Below are 18,998 nucleotides of genomic sequence, written 5' to 3' on the forward strand. Positions count from 1 at the left end.
ATGGCAGCACCGGCACGCGACGAGACGGCGATCCTCGATCGCGTGAACGCCCGTCTCAAGGCGCAGCTCGGCCCCGATGTCTTCGCCTCCTGGTTCGCCCGCCTGAAGCTCGAGCACGTCGGCAAGGGCATCGTTCAGCTGTCGGTGCCGACGGCGTTTCTCAAATCGTGGATCAACGGGCATTACCGCGATCTTCTGCTGCAGATCTTCGCCGAGGAGGTGCCGGGCACGCTGAAGGTGGACGTCGCCGTCCGCTCGGCCGTGCGCGGCGCCAGCGTTCTGCCCCCGGCCGCCAATGCCGACCAGCCGACGCCGGCGGCGGGCGACGCGCGCACGGTGGGAAGCGTCGCCCCGCGCGTCGCCGCCCCGACCGAGCGCACGGCGCCCACCGAAGGCGCGCGCGCCGAATTCGGCTCGCCACTCGACCCGCGCTACGTCTTCTCGACCTTCGTCGAGGGCGCGTCGAACCGCGTGGCACTCGCCGCCGCCCGCTCGATCGCCGAGAACGGGCCGCAGTCCGTGCGCTTCAACCCCCTGTTCCTCCACGCCTCGGTGGGCCTCGGCAAGACGCATCTCCTCCAGGCGATCGCCAACGCGGCCGTCGCCCGCGAGGACAAGCCCCGCGTCGTGTACCTCACGGCGGAATACTTCATGTGGCGGTTCGCCACCGCGATCCGCGACAACCAGGCGCTCGACTTCAAGGAGAACCTGCGCGGCATCGACATCCTGATCATCGACGACATGCAGTTCCTGCAGGGCAAATCGATCCAGCAGGAGTTCTGCCATCTCCTCAACGCGCTGATCGATTCGGCGCGTCAGGTGATCGTGGCGGCCGACCGCCCGGCCTTCGAGCTCGAATCGCTCGACAGCCGCGTGCGCTCGCGCCTGTCGGGGGGCGTCGCGATCGAGATGGTGTCGCCGGACTACGAGATGCGCCGCGGCATCCTCGCCTCGCGCGTCTCGGCGATGAAGGCGGGTGATCCGAGCTTCGCGATCCCCGAGACGGTGGTGGACACGATCGCGCGCCGCGTGGTCGGCTCGGGCCGCGACCTCGAGGGCGCCTTCAACCAGATCGCCTTCCGCCACGCGGTCGGCCAGCCGCTGTCGGCCGAGCATCTCGACGACCTCCTGAATCAGCTGACGCGGGCCGGCGGCGAGAAGCGGGTGCGCATCGAGGACATCCTGAAGTTCGTCTCGCGCCACTACAACGTGTCGCGCACCGACATCCTGTCGGCCCGGCGCACGCGCACGATCGTGCGCCCGCGCCAGATCGCCATGTATCTAGCCAAGACCATGACGCCGCGCTCGCTGCCCGAGATCGGCCGCCGCTTCGGCGGGCGCGACCACACGACGGTGCTCCATGCCGTGCGCAAGATCGAGGCCGAGCGGGCGGGCGACGAGAAGCTGTCGGAGGAGCTCGACGTCATCCGCCGCATGATCGAGGAGTGAGGCTGCCGGCCTGACCCGTGCCGCCGGAAACGCGACGTTTCCGGCGGTTTTCCTTTGCGCCCGCCGGCCTTTGCTCTAAAACGTCGGGACCTTTTCTCGGAGGGGTCCGACGGGCTCGGCGCCCTTTCGACCCTGCGAACGGTTGTCGTCCATGCGTATCATCATCGAGCGGTCGAACCTTCTGAAGTCGCTGAGCCACATCCAGCGTGTGGTGGAGCGGCGGAACACGATCCCGATCCTCTCCAACGTCCTCCTGAAGACCGAGGACGGGGCGATGCGCCTGAAGGCGACCGACCTCGACATCGAGATCACCGAAAGCGTGCCGGCGAGCGGCGACGTGCCGGGCGCGACGACGGTTCCGGCCCACCTTCTCTACGACATCGTGCGCAAGCTGCCGGACGGCTCCGAGGTCAAGCTCGAGACGACCGGCGACGGCGCGCAGATGACCGTCTCGGCCGGGCGTTCGACCTTCCGCCTCCAGTGCCTCCCCGAGGCCGACTTCCCCGACATCACGGCCGGCGCCTTCACCCACGCCTTCACGCTGAAAGCGTCCGATCTCGCGCGGCTCGTCGAGCGCACGCAGTTCGCGATTTCCACCGAGGAGACGCGCTACTACCTCAACGGCATCTTCCTCCACACGATCGAGACCGGCGGCGCCCTGACGCTGCGCGCGGTGGCGACCGACGGCCATCGCCTGGCGCGCGCCGAGATGCCCGCGCCCGCAGGCTCGGAGGGCATGCCGGGCATCATCGTGCCGCGCAAGACCGTGGCCGAGATCCAGAAGCTTCTCGGCGAAGGCGCCGAGACCGTCTCGATCGAATTGTCGGACTCCAAGATCCGCTTCTCGCTCGGCGCCGTGGTGATGACGTCGAAGCTGATCGACGGCACCTTCCCGGACTACCAGCGCGTCATCCCGACCGGCAACGACAAGGCGCTGACGCTCGACCGCCAGAGCTTTTCGGCCGCCGTCGACCGCGTGTCCACCATCTCGTCGGAGCGCGGGCGCGCGGTGAAGCTCGCGCTCTCGGGCGGCCAGCTCGTCCTCACCGTCAACTCGCCGGACGCGGGCACCGCGACCGAGGAACTGCCCGTCGGCTACGAGGCAGAAGAGATCGAGATCGGCTTCAACGCCCGCTACCTCCTCGACATCACCGGCCAGCTTTCCGGCGACAGCGCGGTCTTCATGATGGCCGATCCCGGCTCGCCGACCCTGATCCGCGACGGCGGCGACGAGGGCACGCTCTACGTCCTGATGCCGATGCGCGTCTGACGCGGCGCATCGCCGCGCCGATGGACCCCGCCCGCGATGCCCGGATCCGCGTGACCGGGATCGGCCTCGTGGACTTTCGCAACTACGAGACGCTGAACCTCGTCATCCGCTCGCGCTTCGTCGTGCTCCATGGCGACAACGGCTCGGGCAAGACGAACCTCCTGGAAGCCCTGTCGCTCCTGTCGCCCGGCAAGGGCCTGCGCCGCGCCGCCTATGGCGAGATTGCGCGCAGCACGGGCGGCGCTGCGACGGGCGGCTTCTCCGTGCGCGCGCGCCTCGCCGCGCCGACGCCCGAGGACGAGCCGACCGACGTCCTGACCCTTGTGCGCCCCGACGAGGGCACGCCCGCGCGCGTCCTGCGCATCGACGGCACCACCGCCCGATCGATCGACGAGCTTCTCGACGTCCTGCGCGTCGTCTGGCTGACGCCCGCGATGGACGGGCTGTTCACCGGCCCCGCCACCGAGCGCCGCCGCTTCCTCGACCGCATGGTGCTGACGGTCGATCCCGAGCACGGGCGGCGCACGCTCGACTACGAGAAGGCGATGCGCGGGCGCAACCGTCTCCTCTCGGAGGATCGCCTCGACGACCGCTGGCTGGCCGGGATCGAGCGGCAGATGGCCGAACTCGGGCTGGCGATCGCGCTGGCGCGCGCCGATCTCGTCGCCCGCCTCGCCGGGCTCCTCGATGCCGCCTCCGCCTCGCCCTTCCCGGTGGCCGAACTCGATCTCCAGTCCGGCTACGACGACCTCCCGCTCGAAGGCGCGGCGGTGGACCTCGAGGACCGCGTCACCGAGCGCCTGGCGCGCCGACGCATGGTCGACCGCGCCGCCGGCCGCACGCTGGAAGGCCCCCATCGCGGCGACCTCGCCGTCACGCACCGCGCCAAGGCGATGCCGGCCGCCCTCTCCTCGACCGGCGAGCAGAAGGCACTCCTGATCGGCCTAGTCCTCGCCCATGCCCGCCTCGTCGAGGCGGCGTCCGGCATGGCGCCGGTCCTTCTTCTCGACGAGATCGCCGCCCATCTCGATCCCGGCCGCCGGGCCGCCCTTTTCGACATTCTCGACGATCTCGGCGTCCAGTCCTTCCTGACCGGCACCGACGCCGCGCTGTTCGAGGCGCTCGACGGGCGCGCGCAGATGCTCCTCGTCGCCAACGGAGCCGTGACATGACGCTCTCGCCCTCCCCTCCCCCGCTCTCCGCCGACGAGCTCGGCCGCTACGCCCGCCACATCGTGCTGCCCGAGATCGGGGGGCCAGGGCAGCAGCGGTTGAAGGGAAGCCGCGTGCTCCTCGTCGGCGCCGGCGGCATCGGCTCGCCGGCCGCTCTCTATCTCGCGGCGGCCGGCGTCGGCACGATCGGGCTCGTCGACGACGACCACGTGTCGCTGTCGAACCTCCAGCGGCAGGTGCTGTTCGAGACCGCGGATCTCGCCCGGCCGAAGGTGGAAGCTGCGGCCGAAGCGCTGGGGCGGCTTAACCCGCATGTCGCGATCGAGGCCCATCCCGTCCGCCTCGATGCGTCGAACGGGCCGGCCCTCGTGTCGCGCTACGACGTCGTCGTGGACGGCTCTGACAACTTCGCGACGCGCTTCCTCGTCGCCGATCTCTGCGAGGCCGCGAGGGTCCCCCTCGTCACGGTCGCGGTCCAGCGCTTCTCCGGATCGCTGACGACGCTCATGCCTCACAGGCCAGGCCCGGACGGGCGGCTCTCGCCCCGCTACCGCGACCTCTTCCCCGAGCCGCCCCCCGAGGGCACCGTGCCGACCTGCGCGGAGGCCGGAATTCTCGGCGTCGTCACCGGCATCATGGGCACGATGGGCGCGGCGGAGGCCATCAAGCTCGTCGCCGACGTCGGCGATCCGATGGTCGGACGCCTGCTTCTCGTCGACATCCTGCGAATGCGCTTCGAGGAAATCCGCTACCGCCGCCTGGCCGATCCATCGCCGTAAGGTGCTGCCGCTACGGAACACGTCAGGTGTCCTGACGGACGATCTTCGTTAGCCTTAAGTCGAGATACCCATCATGGGAGGGTCACGGGCCCGTGATTTCATCGAATTGCGAATGTATCCTTCCCCCATTGTTCACCGACGATCTGCTTAGGTTCGCTCGACGAATGGGGAGAAGACGATGAAGCCGATCGCGGTACTGGGAGCGGGTCTCGCCGGATTGACGGCCGCGGCCGAACTCAAGCGACGCGGCCTGCCGGCGGTGGTGTTCGAGGCGGGCAAGGCGGTCGGCGGCATGGCGGCCTCCTTCAAGGACGCCGAGGGCTTCTCCTACGACTACGGCGCGCACTTCATCTCCAACCGGCTCGCCAAGGCGCTCGGCGCGGAGGACATCTGCCGTACGGTTCGCCACTACGGCGAGGCGGTGCGTATCGACGGTCGCGACCGGAGCCATCCCTTCGGCCTGATGGCCGAGCCGCGCTTTCTGGCGAGCGCCCTGAAGAGCCGTTTTGCCAGCCGTCCGAAGACGCCCGCCGCCAACGCCGAGGACTGGATGCGCCGCTCCTACGGCGACGCCATGGCCGAGGAGGTGGCGATGCCGCTGGTCGAGGCCTGGTCGGGGGCGCCGGCGCGCGAGCTCTCGTCCTCGGTCGGCGAGAAGTTCGGCAACAGCATCGTCAAGTCGCTCTATCTCAGCGCCGCCGCCAAGGTGACGCGGCGGGCCGTGTGCAACGGCTACACCCGCACGATGCCGGAAGGGGCGGGCGTCTATCACGTCTATCCCGAGGGCGGCCTCGCCCGGATGCTCGAGCCGACGCTGCGCAAGCTCGACGGCGCGGTGCGCCTCCAGTCGCCAGTGGAGCGCATCCTCGTCGACAAGGGCCGGGTGGTCGCGATCCGCAGCGCGGGAACCGAGATCCCGGTCTCGGCGGTCATCTCCACCGCGCCGGTCAACGTCCTGCCGCGTCTCGTGGAAGGCACCGATGCGCTGAAGCCCCTTTCGGCGTTCCGCTACCGGCCGATGATGTTCGTGAACCTCCGGTTTTCCGGTCGCGCCATCCTGCCGAACACGATGGTCTGGGTGCCCGACCGCAGCCAGCTGTCGTTTCGCCTCACCGAGGCGCCGATCTCGATGCCGTGGCTGGCGCCCGAGGGCAAGACGCTGGTCACCTTCGACATCGGCTGCGAGGTTGGCGACGCACGGTGGACGATGAGCGACGAGGACCTCGCCCGCACCTGCCTCGACCAGATCTGCGCGCTCTACGGCGAGGAGCTTCGCGGGCGGTATCTGGGCGCCGGCGGCACGATCCGCACCCCGATCTCCTATCCCGTCTATCTCGGCGCCTACGAGACCGAGCGCAAACTTTTCTCCATGTCGACCGGCGTCGACGGCCTCTACAGCGTAGGGCGCAACGGCGAGTTCGCCCATATCCTGATGGAGGACGTGTTCTGGCGCACGATCCGGAGGATGGAGGACGTCGCGCGCTACGTCGCGTCCCCGTCCGAAGGCAGCCAGCCCGCCGTATCCCTGGAGGAGCGTCTGGCGGGGCTCGGCCTCTCGGCTCCCGGACTGTCGCAGCCGGCCTGAGAGGCGCGCTCCGATCAGCTTCGGGCAAGGGGTTGTTAACCCCGATGCGCGATCATGGCGATGCGTCGGGCATACGGGTCATCTTTTGAAAAGATCCTTGTGCGCCCGGCTACCCGGCTCCGCCGGGCCGAAGCCGTCCCGCATGTCCGGAGCCCTCCCCCCGTGTCCCGCTCGTCCCTTCTCGCCTCGATCGCCCTTGCCCTTCTCGCCGCCCTGCCGTCGGTCGGCGCGGTGCATGCCCAGTCTCCGGCCGCCGCCGCGACGCCGCCGGTGGCCGCACCGGCCGCCGCTGAGGAAGGCGAGGACGCCGAGATGCAGCGCAAGCTGCCGCTGCCGCGCTTCGTCTCGCTGAAGTCCGCCCGCGTGAACCTTCGCGTCGGCCCCGGCAAGGACTACGCGGTGTCCTGGCTCTACCTGAAGCCCGGCCTGCCGGTGGAGGTGATCCAGGAATACGACCTCTGGCGCCGCATCCGCGACTCCGAAGGCACCGAGGGCTGGGTCTACCATTCGCTCCTGTCGGGTGAGCGCACGGCGCTCGCGGCTCCCTGGCTGAAGGGCAAGACGCAGGCGACGATCACCATGCATCGCTCCGCCGCGACCGACGGACCGATCGTCGCCGAGATGGAGCCGGGCGTCCTGACCAAGGTCCGCGAGTGCTCGTTCGGCTGGTGCGAGGTCGAGGCCGCCGGCCGGCGCGGCTTCGTCACCCAGAAGGAAATCTGGGGTGTCTACCCCGACGAACGGTTCTGAGGCGCCTCGTCCCCCCGCCTCGAAAGCAGGAAGGCCGGTCACCCGCTGGGGCGACCGGCCTTCTTCGTTTCTGCTGCTTGGATCGTGACGTCAGGCGTACGGCTTCGCACCCGTCTTGCGGCGCAGGCGTACCACGACGTCGACATTGACGATCTCCATGCCCTCGGGCGGCTCGGGCAGGTTGTCGATCGTGATCGTTCCGTCGGGAATGTCGATCATCGTGTTGTCGGCCTCCACGAAGAAGTGGTGGTGGTCCGACGTGTTGGTGTCGAAATAGGTCCGCTGCCCCTCGCCCGAGAGCGGGCGTACGAGGCCGGCGTCCGTGAACTGGTGCAGCGTATTGTAGACGGTGGCCAGCGACACCGGCTCGCCCGCCTTGTGCGCTTCCTCGTGCAGCTCTTCCGCCGACAGGTGGCGGTCGCCGGCACCGAAGATCAGGTTGCACAGCGCCACGCGCTGGCGGGTCGGCCGGAGGCCCGAGGCGCGCAGGCGCTCGAAGACGCAGAAGCTCTGAGGCCGACCGGCCGTGCGCGCGTCCGCTGCCGCGAGGGGCTTGGCCCGATTGTCCATGACGTCGACCACCGAAAACTTGACTCTTCTATTCACCTTTAGACGAGCGTCATACGCCGCCGCAAGGCCTTGCCGCGATTCAATATAGTCGGATTTCGCACCGCGAACAACGGACGGCCTCACGGCGCGGCGCAGGCCGGTGCGAGCGCTGCGATCGCGCGGCCCGACCCGGCGAGCGGCAGGCGGACATGGCCGGCCGGGCTCGACACTTCGAGGCTCCGCCCCCGCTTGAGGGCGGCGAGCAGCGACGCTGCGTCCTTGCCTTCGACGGTGCGCACGAAGCGCGAGCCGCCGCCCGCCCCCTCCGGCTCGACGCGGGCCTCGCCGGCATAGGCCATGCCGTCGACCGACAGGATCAGCGTCACCGGCCGGTCCGCCGGAAAACGCGCCCCGTTGCCGGCCGCCGTGACGCCGAGCCGGCCGCCGGGAAGGCACGCGATCTCGGCACCGGCCGGACGCCCCTTCAGGGTGAAGTAGGCGCGCGCGCCCTCGCTCCCGCCGCTCGCGCGCCACTCCTGCGACAGGGCGGGGCCGATCGAGGCGGCGAGGGCGATCAGCACGAAAAAGACACGCATGTCGGCTCCATGACGGCGGCGCCCGGCGCGAAACCGTGACACCTCTCTAGACGTTAACGGATTTGCCCTCGGGCGCTCGCGTGGTAAGGGCCGTCCCGCGAACGATTTGAGACAAGTTGGAACGGCGGCGGCATACCGTTCCCCAACCGGACGGATCAATGGACACGGTGAAGACCTATTTCGGCAAGGACGAGATTCTGGCATGCGGCCGGGGCGAGCTCTTCGGCGCGGGCAACGCGCAGCTCCCCCTGCCGCCGATGCTGATGTTCGACCGGATCACCGAGGTCACCACCGACGGCGGCGAGTTCAGCAAGGGCTCGATCCGCGCCGAGTTCGACGTCTCGCCCGACCTCTGGTTCTTCGACTGCCACTTCAAGGGCGATCCGGTGATGCCGGGCTGCCTCGGCCTCGACGCGCTCTGGCAGCTGACGGGCTTCTATCTCGGCTGGCTCGGCGAGCCCGGCCGCGGTCGCGCGCTCGGCGTCGGCGAGGTCAAGTTCACCGGCCAGGTGACGCCCAAGGTCAAGCTTGTGGAATACGGCGTCGACTTCCGCCGCGTGATGCGCTCCAAGCTCAAGCTCGGCATCGCCGAGGGCTGGATGAAAGCGGACGGCGTCGTCATCTATCAGGCGAGCAACCTGCGCGTCGGCCTGTTCCAGGACGAGCAGGCGGACGAGACGGCCGGCGGCTGATATCCGCCCGCCCATCGAAGAATCCGGGTCCTTGAGACCCTTGCAAGGGAGTTTGCCATGCGGCGCGTCGTCGTGACCGGAATGGGCATCGTGTCCTCGATCGGCAACGATCTGAACGAGGTCACCGCCTCGCTGCGCGAGGCGAAGTCGGGCATCAGCTTCGCCCCGGACTTTGCCGACAACGGCTTCCGCTGCCGCGTCTGGGGCAAGCCCGAGATCGACGTCTCGGACATGGTGGACCGGCGCGCCATGCGCTTCCTCAGCCAAGGCGGCGCGTGGAACCACGTCGCCATGCGCCAAGCCATCGCCGACTCAGGGCTGCCCGAGAGCGACATATCCGGCAACGAGCGCACCGGCATCATCATGGGTTCGGGCGGTCCCTCGACGCGCACCCTGATCGAGGCCGCCGACATCACCCGCAAGAACAACTCGCCGAAGCGCATCGGGCCCTTCGCCGTGCCGAAGGCGATGTCGTCGACGGCCTCCGCGACGCTTGCGACCTGGTTCAAGATCCACGGCGTCAACTACTCGATCTCGTCGGCCTGCTCGACCTCGGCGCACTGCATCGGCAACGCCGCCGAGATGATCCAGTGGGGCAAGCAGGACGTGATGTTCGCGGGCGGCCACGAGGACCTCGACTGGACGATGTCGAACCTCTTCGACGCCATGGGCGCCATGTCCTCGGACTTCAACGACCGTCCGTCGGTCGCCTCGCGCGCCTACGACAAGAACCGCGACGGCTTCGTCATCGCCGGCGGCGCGGGCGTCGTGGTGCTCGAGGAGTACGAGCGGGCGGTGGCGCGCGGCGCCAAGATCTACGCCGAGCTCGTCGGCTACGGCGCGACCTCGGACGGCTACGACATGGTGGCCCCGTCCGGCGAGGGCGCGATCCGTTGCATGCGCCAGGCGCTGTCCACCGTGAAAGGCCGGGTCGACTATGTGAATACGCACGGCACCTCGACGCCGGTCGGCGACTCGAAGGAGATCGGCGCGATCCGCGAGGTGTTCGGCGACGACATGCCGTTCGTCCAATCGACCAAGTCGCTGACCGGCCATTCGCTGGGCGCGGCGGGCGCGCAGGAGGCGATCTACTCGCTCCTGATGATGCAGGCCGGCTTCATCGGCGAGAGCGCCCATATCGAGGAGCTCGACCCCGAATTCGAGGGCGTTCCGATCGTGCGCAAGCGCATCGACGACGCGAAGATCGACATTGCCCTGTCCAATTCGTTCGGCTTCGGCGGCACCAACGCCACGCTTGTGTTCCAGCGCGTCGGCGCCTGAGGAAGCTTCCCTGATGACCGGACTGATGACGGGCAAGCGCGGCCTCGTGATGGGCGTCGCCAACCACAATTCGATCGCCTGGGGCGCGGCGCGCTCGCTCGCCGCCCAAGGCGCCGAGATCGCCTTCAGCTACCAGGGCGAGGCCTTCGGCAAGCGGCTTCGCCCGCTCGCCGCCGAGATCGGCTCCACCCTCCTCGTCGATTGCGACGTCGAGGATATCGCCTCGGTCGACAACCTTTTCGCCACGCTCGAAAAGGCGTGGGGGCGCATCGACTTCGTAGTCCACGCGATCGGCTTCTCCGACAAGAACGAGCTGAAGGGCCTCTACGCCGACACGACGCGCGAGAATTTCACGCGCACCATGGTGATCTCCTGCTTCTCGTTCACCGAGGTCGCCAAGCGCGCCGCCGCGATCATGAACGAGGGCGGCTCGATGGTGACCTTGACCTATGGCGGGTCGATGCGCGTCATGCCGAACTACAACGTGATGGGCGTCGCCAAGGCCGCGCTGGAAGCCTCGGTGCGCTATCTCGCGGCCGATTTCGGCCCCCGCGACATCCGCGTCAACGCCGTCTCGGCCGGCCCCTTGCGCACCTTGGCCGGTGCCGGCGTCTCCGACGCGCGCCTGATGCTGAACTACCAGCGCCGCAACTCCCCGATGCGCCGCAACGTGACGCACGAGGAGGTCGGCAATTCGACGCTCTACCTCCTGTCCGACCTGTCGCGCGGCGTCACCGGCGAGATCCACTATGTGGACGCCGGCTACAACATCATGTCGATGCCCGCGCTGGACGAGCTGAAAGCGCAGGAGCGCAGGGCCGAGATCGCCGGCGAGGCCGACGCCACGGCCGGCTGACCGGCCCTCACTCCTGGCGGAGACGCTCGCCGATCTCCGCCATCGAGCCTGACACATGGTCGGCCCCGGCGGCCCGGAGCGCTTCCGCCGCGTCCGGCCCGGCGTGGCTCGCGCCGATATAGCCGATGGCCCTCATCCCGGCGGCCTTGGCCGCCGCGATCCCGTAACGCGAATCCTCCACGACGACGCAGCGCCGGGGATCAACGCCCATGCGCGCGCTCGCGTGGAGAAAAAGGTCCGGCGCCGGCTTGCCGCGGGGGACTTCGGACGCCGAGAAGACGGCATCCACCGGAAAATACGCGTCGAGGCCGGTGACGGAGAGGCTGAGCCGCAGGCGGTCGGGGTGCGACGACGAGGCGACGCAGCGGCGAAGGTCGGAGGCGGTCAGTAGGTCGACGACGCCCTCGCAGGGTTTCAGCCGCTCGCGAAACACCGCCGCCGTCGCCGGCCAGAGGTCGGCCTCCGCGCCCGGCGGCAGCGCCCGGCCCGTGCTGGCTGCGAGCGCCGCCAGTCCGTCGACGGTCTTCATGCCGATGATGCCGGCGAAAAGCTCGGCCGAGACATCGATCCCGTGCGTGCGGTGAAGCGCGCGCAACGCGTCACCGGCGAGATGCTCGCTGTCGACCAGCACCCCGTCGCAGTCGAAGATCACGAGATCGGGCACGCCCCGTCTCAGGCGAAGCGCGCGCGGATCGCGGCTGCGACCCGCATCGGCGCCTCGAGGCTCGGCAGGTGCCCGCATTCCTCCAGGAGCACGAACTCCGCATCGGGCATCGCCTCCGCCATCGCGCGCCCGGCGTCCGGCGCGGAGAAGCTGTCCGCCTCCCCCCAGACGAGAAGCGAGCGGCAGGCGAGGCGTCGGAGATCCGCCGTGCGGTCGGGCCGCGTCATCAGCGCCTCGTTCTGGGCGAGGAGCCGGTCGGTGCCGGCGCGCGCCGCCATCGCACGGAAGATGTCGGCCGCCTCCTGGCCGCGCCCGTCCGGCTCGAACACGATCGCGCGCGCCATCTCTTCCAGCATGTCGGCGCCGCCGTCCGCCTCGATGGCGGCCCTGCGCCGGTCGAACGGCTCGCGGCTCGCCGGCCCCTGCGGCGCTGCTCCCATGACCACGAGGCCCTGAACGAGCGAGGGCGCGGCCAGCGCCGCCTCGCGCGCGACATGCCCGCCGAACGACGTCCCGGCGACGACGAACGGCTTGCCCTCCGCCGCGTCCACGACCTTGCGGGCGCAGGCCGCCATGTCGGGCGCGGCCGGCACGACCGTGCGGCAGTCGAAGTCGGGCCGCAGGAGCGCGATCAGCGGCTCGTAGAGATCGCCGTCGCAGGCGAAGGCGGGCACGAGGATCAGGCGCATGGACACTCCGGCGGTCGGGATGGAGGCCCTGATCTAGGGCACGGGCATGAGGATGCGATGACAACCCCGCCGTTGCCGCCGGGGCGATGCAGGTCTAAAGCGAAGGCGAAACGCCCCTCCCCTCACCCTACGCTCTCGGAACCCATCATGCAGCAACGACCGCTCGGGCGCACGGATCTGCGCGTCAGCCGGATCTGCCTCGGCACCATGACCTTCGGCGAACAGAACACGGAAGCCGAGGCGCACGAGCAGCTCGACCGCGCCGTGGAGCGCGGCGTCAACTTCCTCGACGCGGCCGAGCTCTATCCGATCCCGCCCAAGGCGGAGACGCAGGGGCGCACGGAGGCCTATATCGCCTCGTGGCTGCGGGCGCGCGGCAACCGCGATCGCATGGTGATCGCGACCAAGGTGGTCGGCCGCTCCACCTCGACCTGGTTTCGCGCCGACGGCTCCGAGCCGCGCCTCGACCGTCGCAACGTCATCGAAGCCGTCGAGGGGTCGCTGAAGCGCCTCGGCATCGACTGCATCGATCTCTACCAGATCCACTGGCCGGACCGCCCAACCACGGGCTTCGGCTCGGTGCCGACGCGATGGAAGACGCCCGATCCCGTTCTGGACGAGGTAGCGATCGAGGAAACGGCGGACGTCTTCCAGGACCTCGTGCGGGACGGCAAGATCCGCCACGCCGGCCTGTCGAACGAGAGCGCCTGGGGCACGATGCGCTGGCTGACGCTTGCCGACGCCGGACGAGCGCCACGCATGGCGAGCATCCAGAACGCCTACAATCTCCTGAACCGCACGTTCGAGACGGCGCAGGCCGAGATCGCCGTGCGCGAAGGTGTCGGCCTCCTCGCCTACTCGCCGCTGGCGCAGGGCTATCTCACCGGCAAGTATGCCGGCGGCGCGCTTCCTGCGGGCTCGCGCAAGGCGCTGTTCGACCGGTTGCAGCGCTACGAGAAGCACGGCACCGCGGAGGCCGTCGACGCCTATGTGGCGCTCGCCCGCGAGTTCGGTCTTGCCCCCGCCACCTTCGCGAACGCCTTCGTGCTGGCGCAGGACTTCGTCACGGCCTCGATCATCGGCGCGACGACGATGGCGCAGCTCGACGAGTGCCTCGCCGCCGAGGACGTTGCATGGACGGCGGAGATGCAGGACGCGGTGGACGGCGTGCACCAGCGCGTCGGCAACCCGGCCCCTTAGGCCTTCAGCCGTCGTTCGGGGCGGCGGCATCGCCGCCCCGCCCCGACACCGCGTCGCGCAGCCGGCGCGCATCGGCGGTCATCTCCCGCAGTCGGTCGAGGGGCAGTCCGGCCGACGCCACCAGCGCCTCTCCCAGGCAACGGCTGCGGTCGGCGAGGGCGCGGCCGGTCTCCGTCAGCCGCACGATGACCTGACGCGCGTCGACCGTATCGCGCTCGCGCGTCACGAACCCCGCCGACGCCAGACGCGTGACCAGCGGGGTCATCGTGCTCGGCTCGAGATCCAGCCGGGCGGCTAGGTCGCCGACGCGCTGGCCGTCTTCCTCCCACAGGACCGACAGCGTCAGGTACTGCGGATAGGTGATGCCCCATTCGTCGAGGATCGGCTTGTAGAGCCGGCCGATCGCCATCGACGCGCCGTAGAGCGCAAAGCACAGATGGTCGTCGAGCGGCAGCGGCGGTTTCGCGCGCGTCATGGCTTCAGCCTCGGTTCGGTCGGCTTTTTGTTTATCACAATAATTTTCCGCTGGACAGGCGATAGCTTCCCCTATACATCTGCGTTTATCGCAATAATAAATTGCGCCGAGAAGGAGAAGGTTCCATGCCTGTCGACACGATCTACAAGACCCGCGCCACCGCGTCCGGTGGCGGCCGCGACGGCCATGTCCGCTCCGAGGACGGCAATCTCGACCTGAACCTCGTCGTCCCCAAGGAAATGGGCGGACCGGGCGGTGACGGCGCCAACCCGGAGAAGCTGTTCGCCGCCGGCTACTCCGCCTGCTTCCTCGGCGCCATGCGCGCCGTCTCCTCGAAGGTCGGCGTGAAGGTGCCGAACGATGCGACGGTGACCGCCGAGATCGGCTTCGGCCCGCGCTCGGAAGGCGGCTACGGCATCACCGCCGATCTGACGATCTCGCTGCCGGGCCTCGACCGCGCCGATGCGCAGAAGCTCGTCGACACCGCCCATCAGGTCTGCCCCTATTCCAATGCGACCCGCAACAACCTCGACGTCGGCCTGACGATCGTCTGATCGCATCCGCGGTACTCGAGACAAGGCCCCGGCGGACACCCCGCCGGGGCCTTTTCGTTTCGCGGCGTTCCTTCGCCCAACAAAAAGGGGCGGCCCGTCGGCCGCCCCTTCGATCGTCACTAGCGAGACGGGATTACTCCGCGTCGTCTTCCTTGGCGGGCTTCTTGATCTCCTCGCCGGTCGCCTGGTCGACGACCTTCATGGAGAGGCGGACCTTGCCGCGCTCGTCGAAGCCCATGAGCTTGACCCAGACCTTCTGGCCTTCCTTGACGACGTCCTGCGTCTTCTGGACGCGGTCGGCGGCCAGCTGCGAGATGTGGACGAGGCCGTCGCGCGAGCCGAAGAAGTTCACGAAGGCGCCGAACTCGACGCACTTCACCACCGTGCCCTCGTAGATCTCGCCGACTTCCGGCTCGGCCACGATCGAGTGGATCCACTTCTTGGCCGCCTCGATCTCCTTGCCGGAGGACGAGGCGATCTTCACGGTGCCGTCGTCCTCGATGTTGATCTTGGCGCCGGTCTTTTCGACGATCTCGCGGATCACCTTGCCGCCCGAGCCGATCACGTCGCGGATCTTGTCGGTCGGGATCTGCATGACCTCGATGCGCGGAGCGAACTCGCCGAGCTCGGAGCGGGCCGAGCCCAGAGCCTTGTTCATCTCGGCGAGGATGTGCTCGCGGCCGCCCTTGGCCTGCTCGAGCGCGATCTTCATGATCTCCTCGGTGATGCCCTGGATCTTGATGTCCATCTGCAGCGAGGTGATGCCCCGGTCGGTGCCGGCCACCTTGAAGTCCATGTCGCCGAGGTGGTCCTCGTCGCCGAGGATGTCGGACAGGACCGCGAAGCGCTCACCCTCGAGGATGAGGCCCATGGCGATGCCGGCCACCGGGCGCGCCAGCGGCACGCCGGCGTCCATCAGCGCGAGCGAGGTGCCGCAGACGGTCGCCATCGAGGACGAACCGTTCGACTCGGTCACCTCGGACACGGCGCGGATCGTGTAGGGGAAGGCTTCCTTGGCCGGCAGCATCGGGCGGATGGCGCGCCAGGCGAGCTTGCCATGGCCGATCTCGCGGCGGCCGGGCGAGCCCATGCGGCCCGTCTCGCCGACCGAGTACGGGGGGAAGTTGTAGTGAAGGAGGAAGGTCTCCTTGTAGGTGCCGGTCAGGCTGTCGACGTACTGCTCGTCCTCGCCGGTGCCGAGCGTCGCCACGACCAGCGCCTGCGTCTCGCCGCGCGTGAAGAGCGCCGAGCCGTGGGTGCGCGGCAGGATGCCGGCCTCGGAGACGATCTGGCGCACGGTCGACAGGTCGCGGCCGTCGATGCGGCTCTTGGTGTCGAGGATGTTCCAACGCACGATCTTGGCCTGGAGCTCCTTGAAGACGGTGCCGACGTCTTCCTTCGGAGCCTTCGGGTCCTGACCCTCGGGCAGGAAGTGCGCCATGACCTTCGCCTTCACCGCGTCGACGGCGGCGTAGCGGGCCTGCTTGTCGGTGTTCTTGTAGGCGTCGCGCAGCTCTGCCTCGGCAAGGCCCAGCATCTCGCTCTCGAGCGCCGAGTGATCGGGCACCGTGTGGTTGCGCGGCTCCTTGGCGGCGTGCTCGGCGAGCTTGATGATCGCCTCGATCACCGGCTGGAAGCCCTTGTGACCGAACATGACGGCGCCGAGCATCGTCTCTTCGTCGAGCTCGTGCGCCTCGGATTCCACCATCAGCACCGCGTCCTGCGTGCCGGCGACCACGAGGTCGAGCTTGGACTCGCCCATCTCGTCGACATGCGGGTTCAGCTTGAACTCGCCGTTGATGTAGCCGACGCGCGCGCCGCCGATCGGGCCCATGAAGGGAACGCCCGAGAGCGTCAGCGCCGCGGAGGCCGCGACCATCGCTAGGACGTCCGGGTCGTTCTCGAGGTCATGCTGCAGGACGGTGACGACGACCTGCGTGTCGTTCTTGTAGCCTTCCGCAAAGAGCGGGCGGATCGGACGGTCGATCAGGCGCGAGACCAGCGTTTCCTTCTCGGAGGGACGGCCCTCGCGCTTGAAGTAGCCGCCCGGGATCTTGCCGGCGGCGAACGCCTTTTCCTGGTAGTTGACGGTCAGCGGGAAGAAGTCGAAGCCGGGCTTGGGCGCCTTGGCCGAGACGACGGTCGCGAGCACGGCGGTCTCGCCATAGGTGGCGAGCACCGCGCCGTCGGCCTGACGGGCGATCTTGCCGGTTTCGAGGGTCAGCGTGCGGCCGCCCCATTCGATCTCGACCTTGTGGGTATTGAACATGCGATAGGCCTCGTGTCTGCGCCGCGACGGATCGCGGCCGGGCAAAGGGAAACGCGCATGGGCAAGACGGCGGGAGGCTTCCGGTCGCGGCGCGGCTAGAGGTCAGCGGCGCCCGGGCACGATGGGTTCCGTCCGGCGCGCGGCCGTCGGGATCATGCCGGGAAGCATCCGGCAATCCTGCCCCATGAGCGTTGGGCTCTCTGGCGCGGCGCTCGTCTGAGCCGCCGGCCGGGACAGGCTTTCCCCGCCGGGGCGGGAGAAGCTGGTTCGAAATGCGGGCGCGGCGCTCAAGGACCTTGAGCGCCGCGCCGAATGACGGATTTAGCGACGCAGGCCGAGACGGCCGATCAGCGCGGTGTAGCGCTCTTCCTCGCGCTCCTTCAGATAGTCGAGGAGGCGGCGACGCTGGGACACCATCTTGAGAAGGCCACGACGCGAGTGGTTGTCCTTCTTGTGGCCCTTGAAGTGTTCGGTCAGGTTGGCGATGCGCTCCGACAGAAGGGCGACCTGCACCTCGGGCGAACCGGTGTCGCCTTCCTTGGTGCCGTACTCCTTCATGAGTTCGGCTTTGCGCTCGAGCGTGATCGACATCGGATATCCCTTTCTTGGAGAATTTGGAGGGTTGGGACGCCCGAGCCGGGATGTCGTCCAGCCAGGGCCATGAAGCGACGCCCGGACGGAACGGCCAGGCACGCGAGGCGGGTATAGGCGCATTCCGCAGGGAATGCCAGCCCGGAACGACGAGGGCGCGTTCTAGCCGCGCCCGCCGAAGACGCGCTTGGGGTGGAACGAGCCCTGGTCGATCGAGCCGATCGCGACGAGGCGCCCCTGCCCGGTGGCATAGGCTTCGTCGCAGAAGGCCGGCGCATCGCGCCCGCGCAGGAGCACCGGATTGCCCGACAGCACCCGCCCGGCCTGATCGTCGGTCAGCGCCACCTCGTAGAGGTCCGAGAGCGCGGTTGCCGCGTCGAGCACGATCTCGTCGAGCGCGGTGAAGTCGGTGATGCGGGCGCGCGCACCGGCTTCCGCCGCCTCCGGCGTCAGCTCCTCGAGCCCCTCTTCGGCGGCATCCATCAGCTCATCGAGCGTGACCATGTCGTCCTCGTCGAACGATCCGACGCGCACGCGGCGAAGTTCGGTGATATGGCCGAAGCAGCCGAGGTCGCGCCCGAGGTCGCGCGCGATGGCTCTGACATAGGTGCCCTTGCCGCACTCGGCCTCGAAGGTCGTGGTCGAGGCGTCGGGCATTTCGACGATCGCCAGCCGGTGCACCGTCACGGTGCGCGCGGCGATCTCGACGGTCTCGCCGGCGCGCGCCAGATCATAGGCGCGCTCGCCCTCGATCTTGATCGCCGAGAAGGCGGGCGGCACCTGGGAGATCTCGCCGGTATAGTTCGGCAGGAGGGCCTCGATATCGGCGCGGGACGGGCGGCGGTCGGAGGCGTTGACCACCGGGCCTTCCGTGTCGTCGGTCGTCGTCTCCGCGCCCCAGGACACGGTGAAGCGATAGGTCTTCTGCCCGTCCATCACGAAGGGGACGGTCTTCGTCGCATCGCCGAGCGCGATCGGCAGCATGCCGGACGCCAGCGGATCGAGCGTGCCGGCATGGCCCGCCTTCTGCGCGAAATAGAGCCACTTGATCTTCGAGACGGCTTCCGTGGAGCCCATGCCTTTCGGCTTGTCGAAGATCACCCAGCCGGAAATCGGGCGGCCCTTCGGCTTCTTCCCGCGACGTGCCATCAGTTGTCGTCCTCGTCGTCTGCCGTCCCTTGCGTGTCGCGCAGGACCTCCGGCGAGCGCAGGAGCGCGTCGATCCGGGCATAGTTGTCGAAACTGTCGTCCTGCCGGAAGCGGACCTCCGGCATGTACTTCATCTGCCTGAGCGCCGGCGTAAGCCGACCGCGCAGGAACCGCGCATGGCCGTTGAGGGCCTGCACGTAGGGGTCCACGTTCTCCTGCCCGAACACCGTGACATAGGCGGTGGCGAGCTTCAGGTCGGGACTCATGCGCACTTCCGTCACGCTGATCACGGCGTTTTCGAGGAGCGGGTCCAGGATCTCGCGACGCTGCAGGGTTTCGGTCAATGCGTGGCGGACCTTCTCGCCCACCGACAGCTGACGCTGCGAGGGCCCTTTCGGGGCTTTGGTATGCTTGGCCATGGCTGGTTG

Annotated in this window: 20 protein-coding genes; 11 read left to right on the plus strand and 9 right to left on the minus strand. The window is 68.8% G+C overall.

All coding sequences use genetic code 11. From position 1 onward, the window contains the following. From dnaA to ACLNGM_RS00030, 6 genes are all read left to right on the plus strand, one after another. The gene (gene dnaA, locus ACLNGM_RS00005; RefSeq protein ID WP_416356663.1) at window positions 1–1,449 is read left to right on the plus strand and encodes a chromosomal replication initiator protein DnaA; all 1,449 of its coding nucleotides are present in this window, start codon (window positions 1–3) and stop codon (window positions 1,447–1,449) included. A gap of 151 nt (window positions 1,450–1,600) precedes the next feature. Next, window positions 1,601–2,719 carry a DNA polymerase III subunit beta gene (gene dnaN, locus ACLNGM_RS00010; protein WP_416356664.1) on the plus strand — a complete coding sequence of 373 codons (1,119 nt, stop codon included), beginning with the start codon at window positions 1,601–1,603 and terminating at the stop codon, window positions 2,717–2,719. Window positions 2,720–2,739: 20 nt separating this feature from the next. Continuing rightward, entirely contained in the window at window positions 2,740–3,891 is a 1,152-nt protein-coding gene (recF, locus tag ACLNGM_RS00015) for a DNA replication/repair protein RecF (RefSeq protein ID WP_416356665.1), read from the plus strand. Next, window positions 3,888–4,670 (plus strand): HesA/MoeB/ThiF family protein, encoded by a 783-nt coding sequence (locus ACLNGM_RS00020; protein WP_416356666.1) that lies wholly within the window; start codon window positions 3,888–3,890, stop codon window positions 4,668–4,670. The genes recF and ACLNGM_RS00020 overlap by 4 nt, the downstream gene beginning before the upstream one ends. A gap of 178 nt (window positions 4,671–4,848) precedes the next feature. Beyond that, complete coding sequence (locus ACLNGM_RS00025; RefSeq protein ID WP_416356667.1) at window positions 4,849–6,255, plus strand: protoporphyrinogen/coproporphyrinogen oxidase; 1,407 nt, start codon at window positions 4,849–4,851, stop codon at window positions 6,253–6,255. A 213-nt stretch (window positions 6,256–6,468) separates the two neighbouring features. Next, window positions 6,469–7,005, plus strand: a complete 537-nt coding sequence (locus tag ACLNGM_RS00030) for an SH3 domain-containing protein (RefSeq protein ID WP_246716993.1) — start codon at window positions 6,469–6,471, stop codon at window positions 7,003–7,005. Between the two features lie 90 nt (window positions 7,006–7,095). Here ACLNGM_RS00030 and irrA read toward each other — a convergent pair whose 3' ends face one another. Both irrA and ACLNGM_RS00040 read right to left on the minus strand, forming a co-directional pair. Beyond that, window positions 7,096–7,575: an iron response transcriptional regulator IrrA gene (gene irrA, locus ACLNGM_RS00035; RefSeq protein ID WP_416356668.1), complete on the minus strand. Its 480-nt coding sequence runs from the start codon at window positions 7,573–7,575 to the stop codon at window positions 7,096–7,098. 119 nt (window positions 7,576–7,694) lie between these two features. Beyond that, the gene (locus tag ACLNGM_RS00040) at window positions 7,695–8,150 is read right to left on the minus strand and encodes a hypothetical protein (protein WP_416356669.1); all 456 of its coding nucleotides are present in this window, start codon (window positions 8,148–8,150) and stop codon (window positions 7,695–7,697) included. A 158-nt stretch (window positions 8,151–8,308) separates the two neighbouring features. Between ACLNGM_RS00040 and fabA the strand changes: the two genes are divergently transcribed. From fabA to fabI, 3 genes are read left to right on the plus strand one after another with little or no spacing between them, the layout of a single operon-like run. Then, complete coding sequence (gene fabA / locus ACLNGM_RS00045; RefSeq protein ID WP_416356670.1) at window positions 8,309–8,842, plus strand: 3-hydroxyacyl-[acyl-carrier-protein] dehydratase FabA; 534 nt, start codon at window positions 8,309–8,311, stop codon at window positions 8,840–8,842. 57 nt (window positions 8,843–8,899) lie between these two features. Beyond that, window positions 8,900–10,123 carry a beta-ketoacyl-ACP synthase I gene (gene fabB / locus ACLNGM_RS00050; RefSeq protein ID WP_416356671.1) on the plus strand — a complete coding sequence of 408 codons (1,224 nt, stop codon included), beginning with the start codon at window positions 8,900–8,902 and terminating at the stop codon, window positions 10,121–10,123. A gap of 13 nt (window positions 10,124–10,136) precedes the next feature. Then, a complete protein-coding gene (gene fabI / locus ACLNGM_RS00055) occupies window positions 10,137–10,979 on the plus strand; it encodes an enoyl-ACP reductase FabI (RefSeq protein ID WP_416356672.1) in 843 nt (280 codons plus the stop codon). Window positions 10,980–10,986: 7 nt separating this feature from the next. On the opposite strand, the gene ACLNGM_RS00060 is transcribed toward fabI, so the two are convergent. Both ACLNGM_RS00060 and ACLNGM_RS00065 read right to left on the minus strand, forming a co-directional pair. Then, window positions 10,987–11,643 carry an HAD family hydrolase gene (locus ACLNGM_RS00060; RefSeq protein ID WP_416356673.1) on the minus strand — a complete coding sequence of 219 codons (657 nt, stop codon included), beginning with the start codon at window positions 11,641–11,643 and terminating at the stop codon, window positions 10,987–10,989. Between the two features lie 8 nt (window positions 11,644–11,651). Beyond that, entirely contained in the window at window positions 11,652–12,332 is a 681-nt protein-coding gene (locus ACLNGM_RS00065; RefSeq protein WP_416356674.1) for an alpha/beta fold hydrolase, read from the minus strand. 147 nt (window positions 12,333–12,479) lie between these two features. Between ACLNGM_RS00065 and ACLNGM_RS00070 the strand changes: the two genes are divergently transcribed. Beyond that, entirely contained in the window at window positions 12,480–13,532 is a 1,053-nt protein-coding gene (locus tag ACLNGM_RS00070; protein ID WP_416356675.1) for an aldo/keto reductase, read from the plus strand. 4 nt (window positions 13,533–13,536) lie between these two features. On the opposite strand, the gene ACLNGM_RS00075 is transcribed toward ACLNGM_RS00070, so the two are convergent. Beyond that, the gene (locus ACLNGM_RS00075; RefSeq protein WP_416356676.1) at window positions 13,537–14,007 is read right to left on the minus strand and encodes a MarR family winged helix-turn-helix transcriptional regulator; all 471 of its coding nucleotides are present in this window, start codon (window positions 14,005–14,007) and stop codon (window positions 13,537–13,539) included. A gap of 125 nt (window positions 14,008–14,132) precedes the next feature. On the opposite strand from ACLNGM_RS00075, the gene ACLNGM_RS00080 reads away from it, so the two are divergent. Continuing rightward, window positions 14,133–14,561: an organic hydroperoxide resistance protein gene (locus tag ACLNGM_RS00080; RefSeq protein ID WP_055893546.1), complete on the plus strand. Its 429-nt coding sequence runs from the start codon at window positions 14,133–14,135 to the stop codon at window positions 14,559–14,561. Between the two features lie 133 nt (window positions 14,562–14,694). Here ACLNGM_RS00080 and pnp read toward each other — a convergent pair whose 3' ends face one another. The 4 genes from pnp to rbfA form a co-directional block, all read right to left on the minus strand. Beyond that, window positions 14,695–16,830, minus strand: a complete 2,136-nt coding sequence (gene pnp, locus ACLNGM_RS00085; RefSeq protein WP_416356677.1) for a polyribonucleotide nucleotidyltransferase — start codon at window positions 16,828–16,830, stop codon at window positions 14,695–14,697. Window positions 16,831–17,151: 321 nt separating this feature from the next. Next, window positions 17,152–17,421 carry a 30S ribosomal protein S15 gene (gene rpsO / locus ACLNGM_RS00090; RefSeq protein ID WP_055893552.1) on the minus strand — a complete coding sequence of 90 codons (270 nt, stop codon included), beginning with the start codon at window positions 17,419–17,421 and terminating at the stop codon, window positions 17,152–17,154. 162 nt (window positions 17,422–17,583) lie between these two features. Then, window positions 17,584–18,570 (minus strand): tRNA pseudouridine(55) synthase TruB, encoded by a 987-nt coding sequence (truB, locus tag ACLNGM_RS00095; protein ID WP_416356678.1) that lies wholly within the window; start codon window positions 18,568–18,570, stop codon window positions 17,584–17,586. After that, complete coding sequence (gene rbfA / locus ACLNGM_RS00100) at window positions 18,570–18,989, minus strand: 30S ribosome-binding factor RbfA (RefSeq protein WP_090963806.1); 420 nt, start codon at window positions 18,987–18,989, stop codon at window positions 18,570–18,572. The genes truB and rbfA overlap by 1 nt, the downstream gene beginning before the upstream one ends. Window positions 18,990–18,998: the final 9 nt, after the last annotated feature.

Source organism: Aureimonas phyllosphaerae, from assembly GCF_047943035.1.
Taxonomy (GTDB): Bacteria; Pseudomonadota; Alphaproteobacteria; order Rhizobiales; family Rhizobiaceae; genus Aureimonas; species Aureimonas phyllosphaerae.

Excerpts from the sequence above, each read along its gene's own strand:
- dnaA (WP_416356663.1), top strand. The coding sequence starts at position 1 with ATGGCAGCACCGGCACGCGACGAGACGGCGATCCTCGATCGCGTGAAC.
- dnaN (WP_416356664.1), top strand. The coding sequence starts at position 1,601 with ATGCGTATCATCATCGAGCGGTCGAACCTTCTGAAGTCGCTGAGCCAC.
- recF (WP_416356665.1), top strand. The coding sequence starts at position 2,740 with ATGGACCCCGCCCGCGATGCCCGGATCCGCGTGACCGGGATCGGCCTC.
- ACLNGM_RS00020 (WP_416356666.1), top strand. The coding sequence starts at position 3,888 with ATGACGCTCTCGCCCTCCCCTCCCCCGCTCTCCGCCGACGAGCTCGGC.
- ACLNGM_RS00025 (WP_416356667.1), top strand. The coding sequence starts at position 4,849 with ATGAAGCCGATCGCGGTACTGGGAGCGGGTCTCGCCGGATTGACGGCC.
- irrA (WP_416356668.1), bottom strand. The coding sequence starts at position 7,575 with ATGGACAATCGGGCCAAGCCCCTCGCGGCAGCGGACGCGCGCACGGCC.
- ACLNGM_RS00040 (WP_416356669.1), bottom strand. The coding sequence starts at position 8,150 with ATGCGTGTCTTTTTCGTGCTGATCGCCCTCGCCGCCTCGATCGGCCCC.
- fabA (WP_416356670.1), top strand. The coding sequence starts at position 8,309 with ATGGACACGGTGAAGACCTATTTCGGCAAGGACGAGATTCTGGCATGC.
- fabB (WP_416356671.1), top strand. The coding sequence starts at position 8,900 with ATGCGGCGCGTCGTCGTGACCGGAATGGGCATCGTGTCCTCGATCGGC.
- fabI (WP_416356672.1), top strand. The coding sequence starts at position 10,137 with ATGACCGGACTGATGACGGGCAAGCGCGGCCTCGTGATGGGCGTCGCC.
- ACLNGM_RS00065 (WP_416356674.1), bottom strand. The coding sequence starts at position 12,332 with ATGCGCCTGATCCTCGTGCCCGCCTTCGCCTGCGACGGCGATCTCTAC.
- ACLNGM_RS00070 (WP_416356675.1), top strand. The coding sequence starts at position 12,480 with ATGCAGCAACGACCGCTCGGGCGCACGGATCTGCGCGTCAGCCGGATC.
- ACLNGM_RS00075 (WP_416356676.1), bottom strand. The coding sequence starts at position 14,007 with ATGACGCGCGCGAAACCGCCGCTGCCGCTCGACGACCATCTGTGCTTT.
- ACLNGM_RS00080 (WP_055893546.1), top strand. The coding sequence starts at position 14,133 with ATGCCTGTCGACACGATCTACAAGACCCGCGCCACCGCGTCCGGTGGC.
- pnp (WP_416356677.1), bottom strand. The coding sequence starts at position 16,830 with ATGTTCAATACCCACAAGGTCGAGATCGAATGGGGCGGCCGCACGCTG.
- rpsO (WP_055893552.1), bottom strand. The coding sequence starts at position 17,421 with ATGTCGATCACGCTCGAGCGCAAAGCCGAACTCATGAAGGAGTACGGC.
- truB (WP_416356678.1), bottom strand. The coding sequence starts at position 18,570 with ATGGCACGTCGCGGGAAGAAGCCGAAGGGCCGCCCGATTTCCGGCTGG.
- rbfA (WP_090963806.1), bottom strand. The coding sequence starts at position 18,989 with ATGGCCAAGCATACCAAAGCCCCGAAAGGGCCCTCGCAGCGTCAGCTG.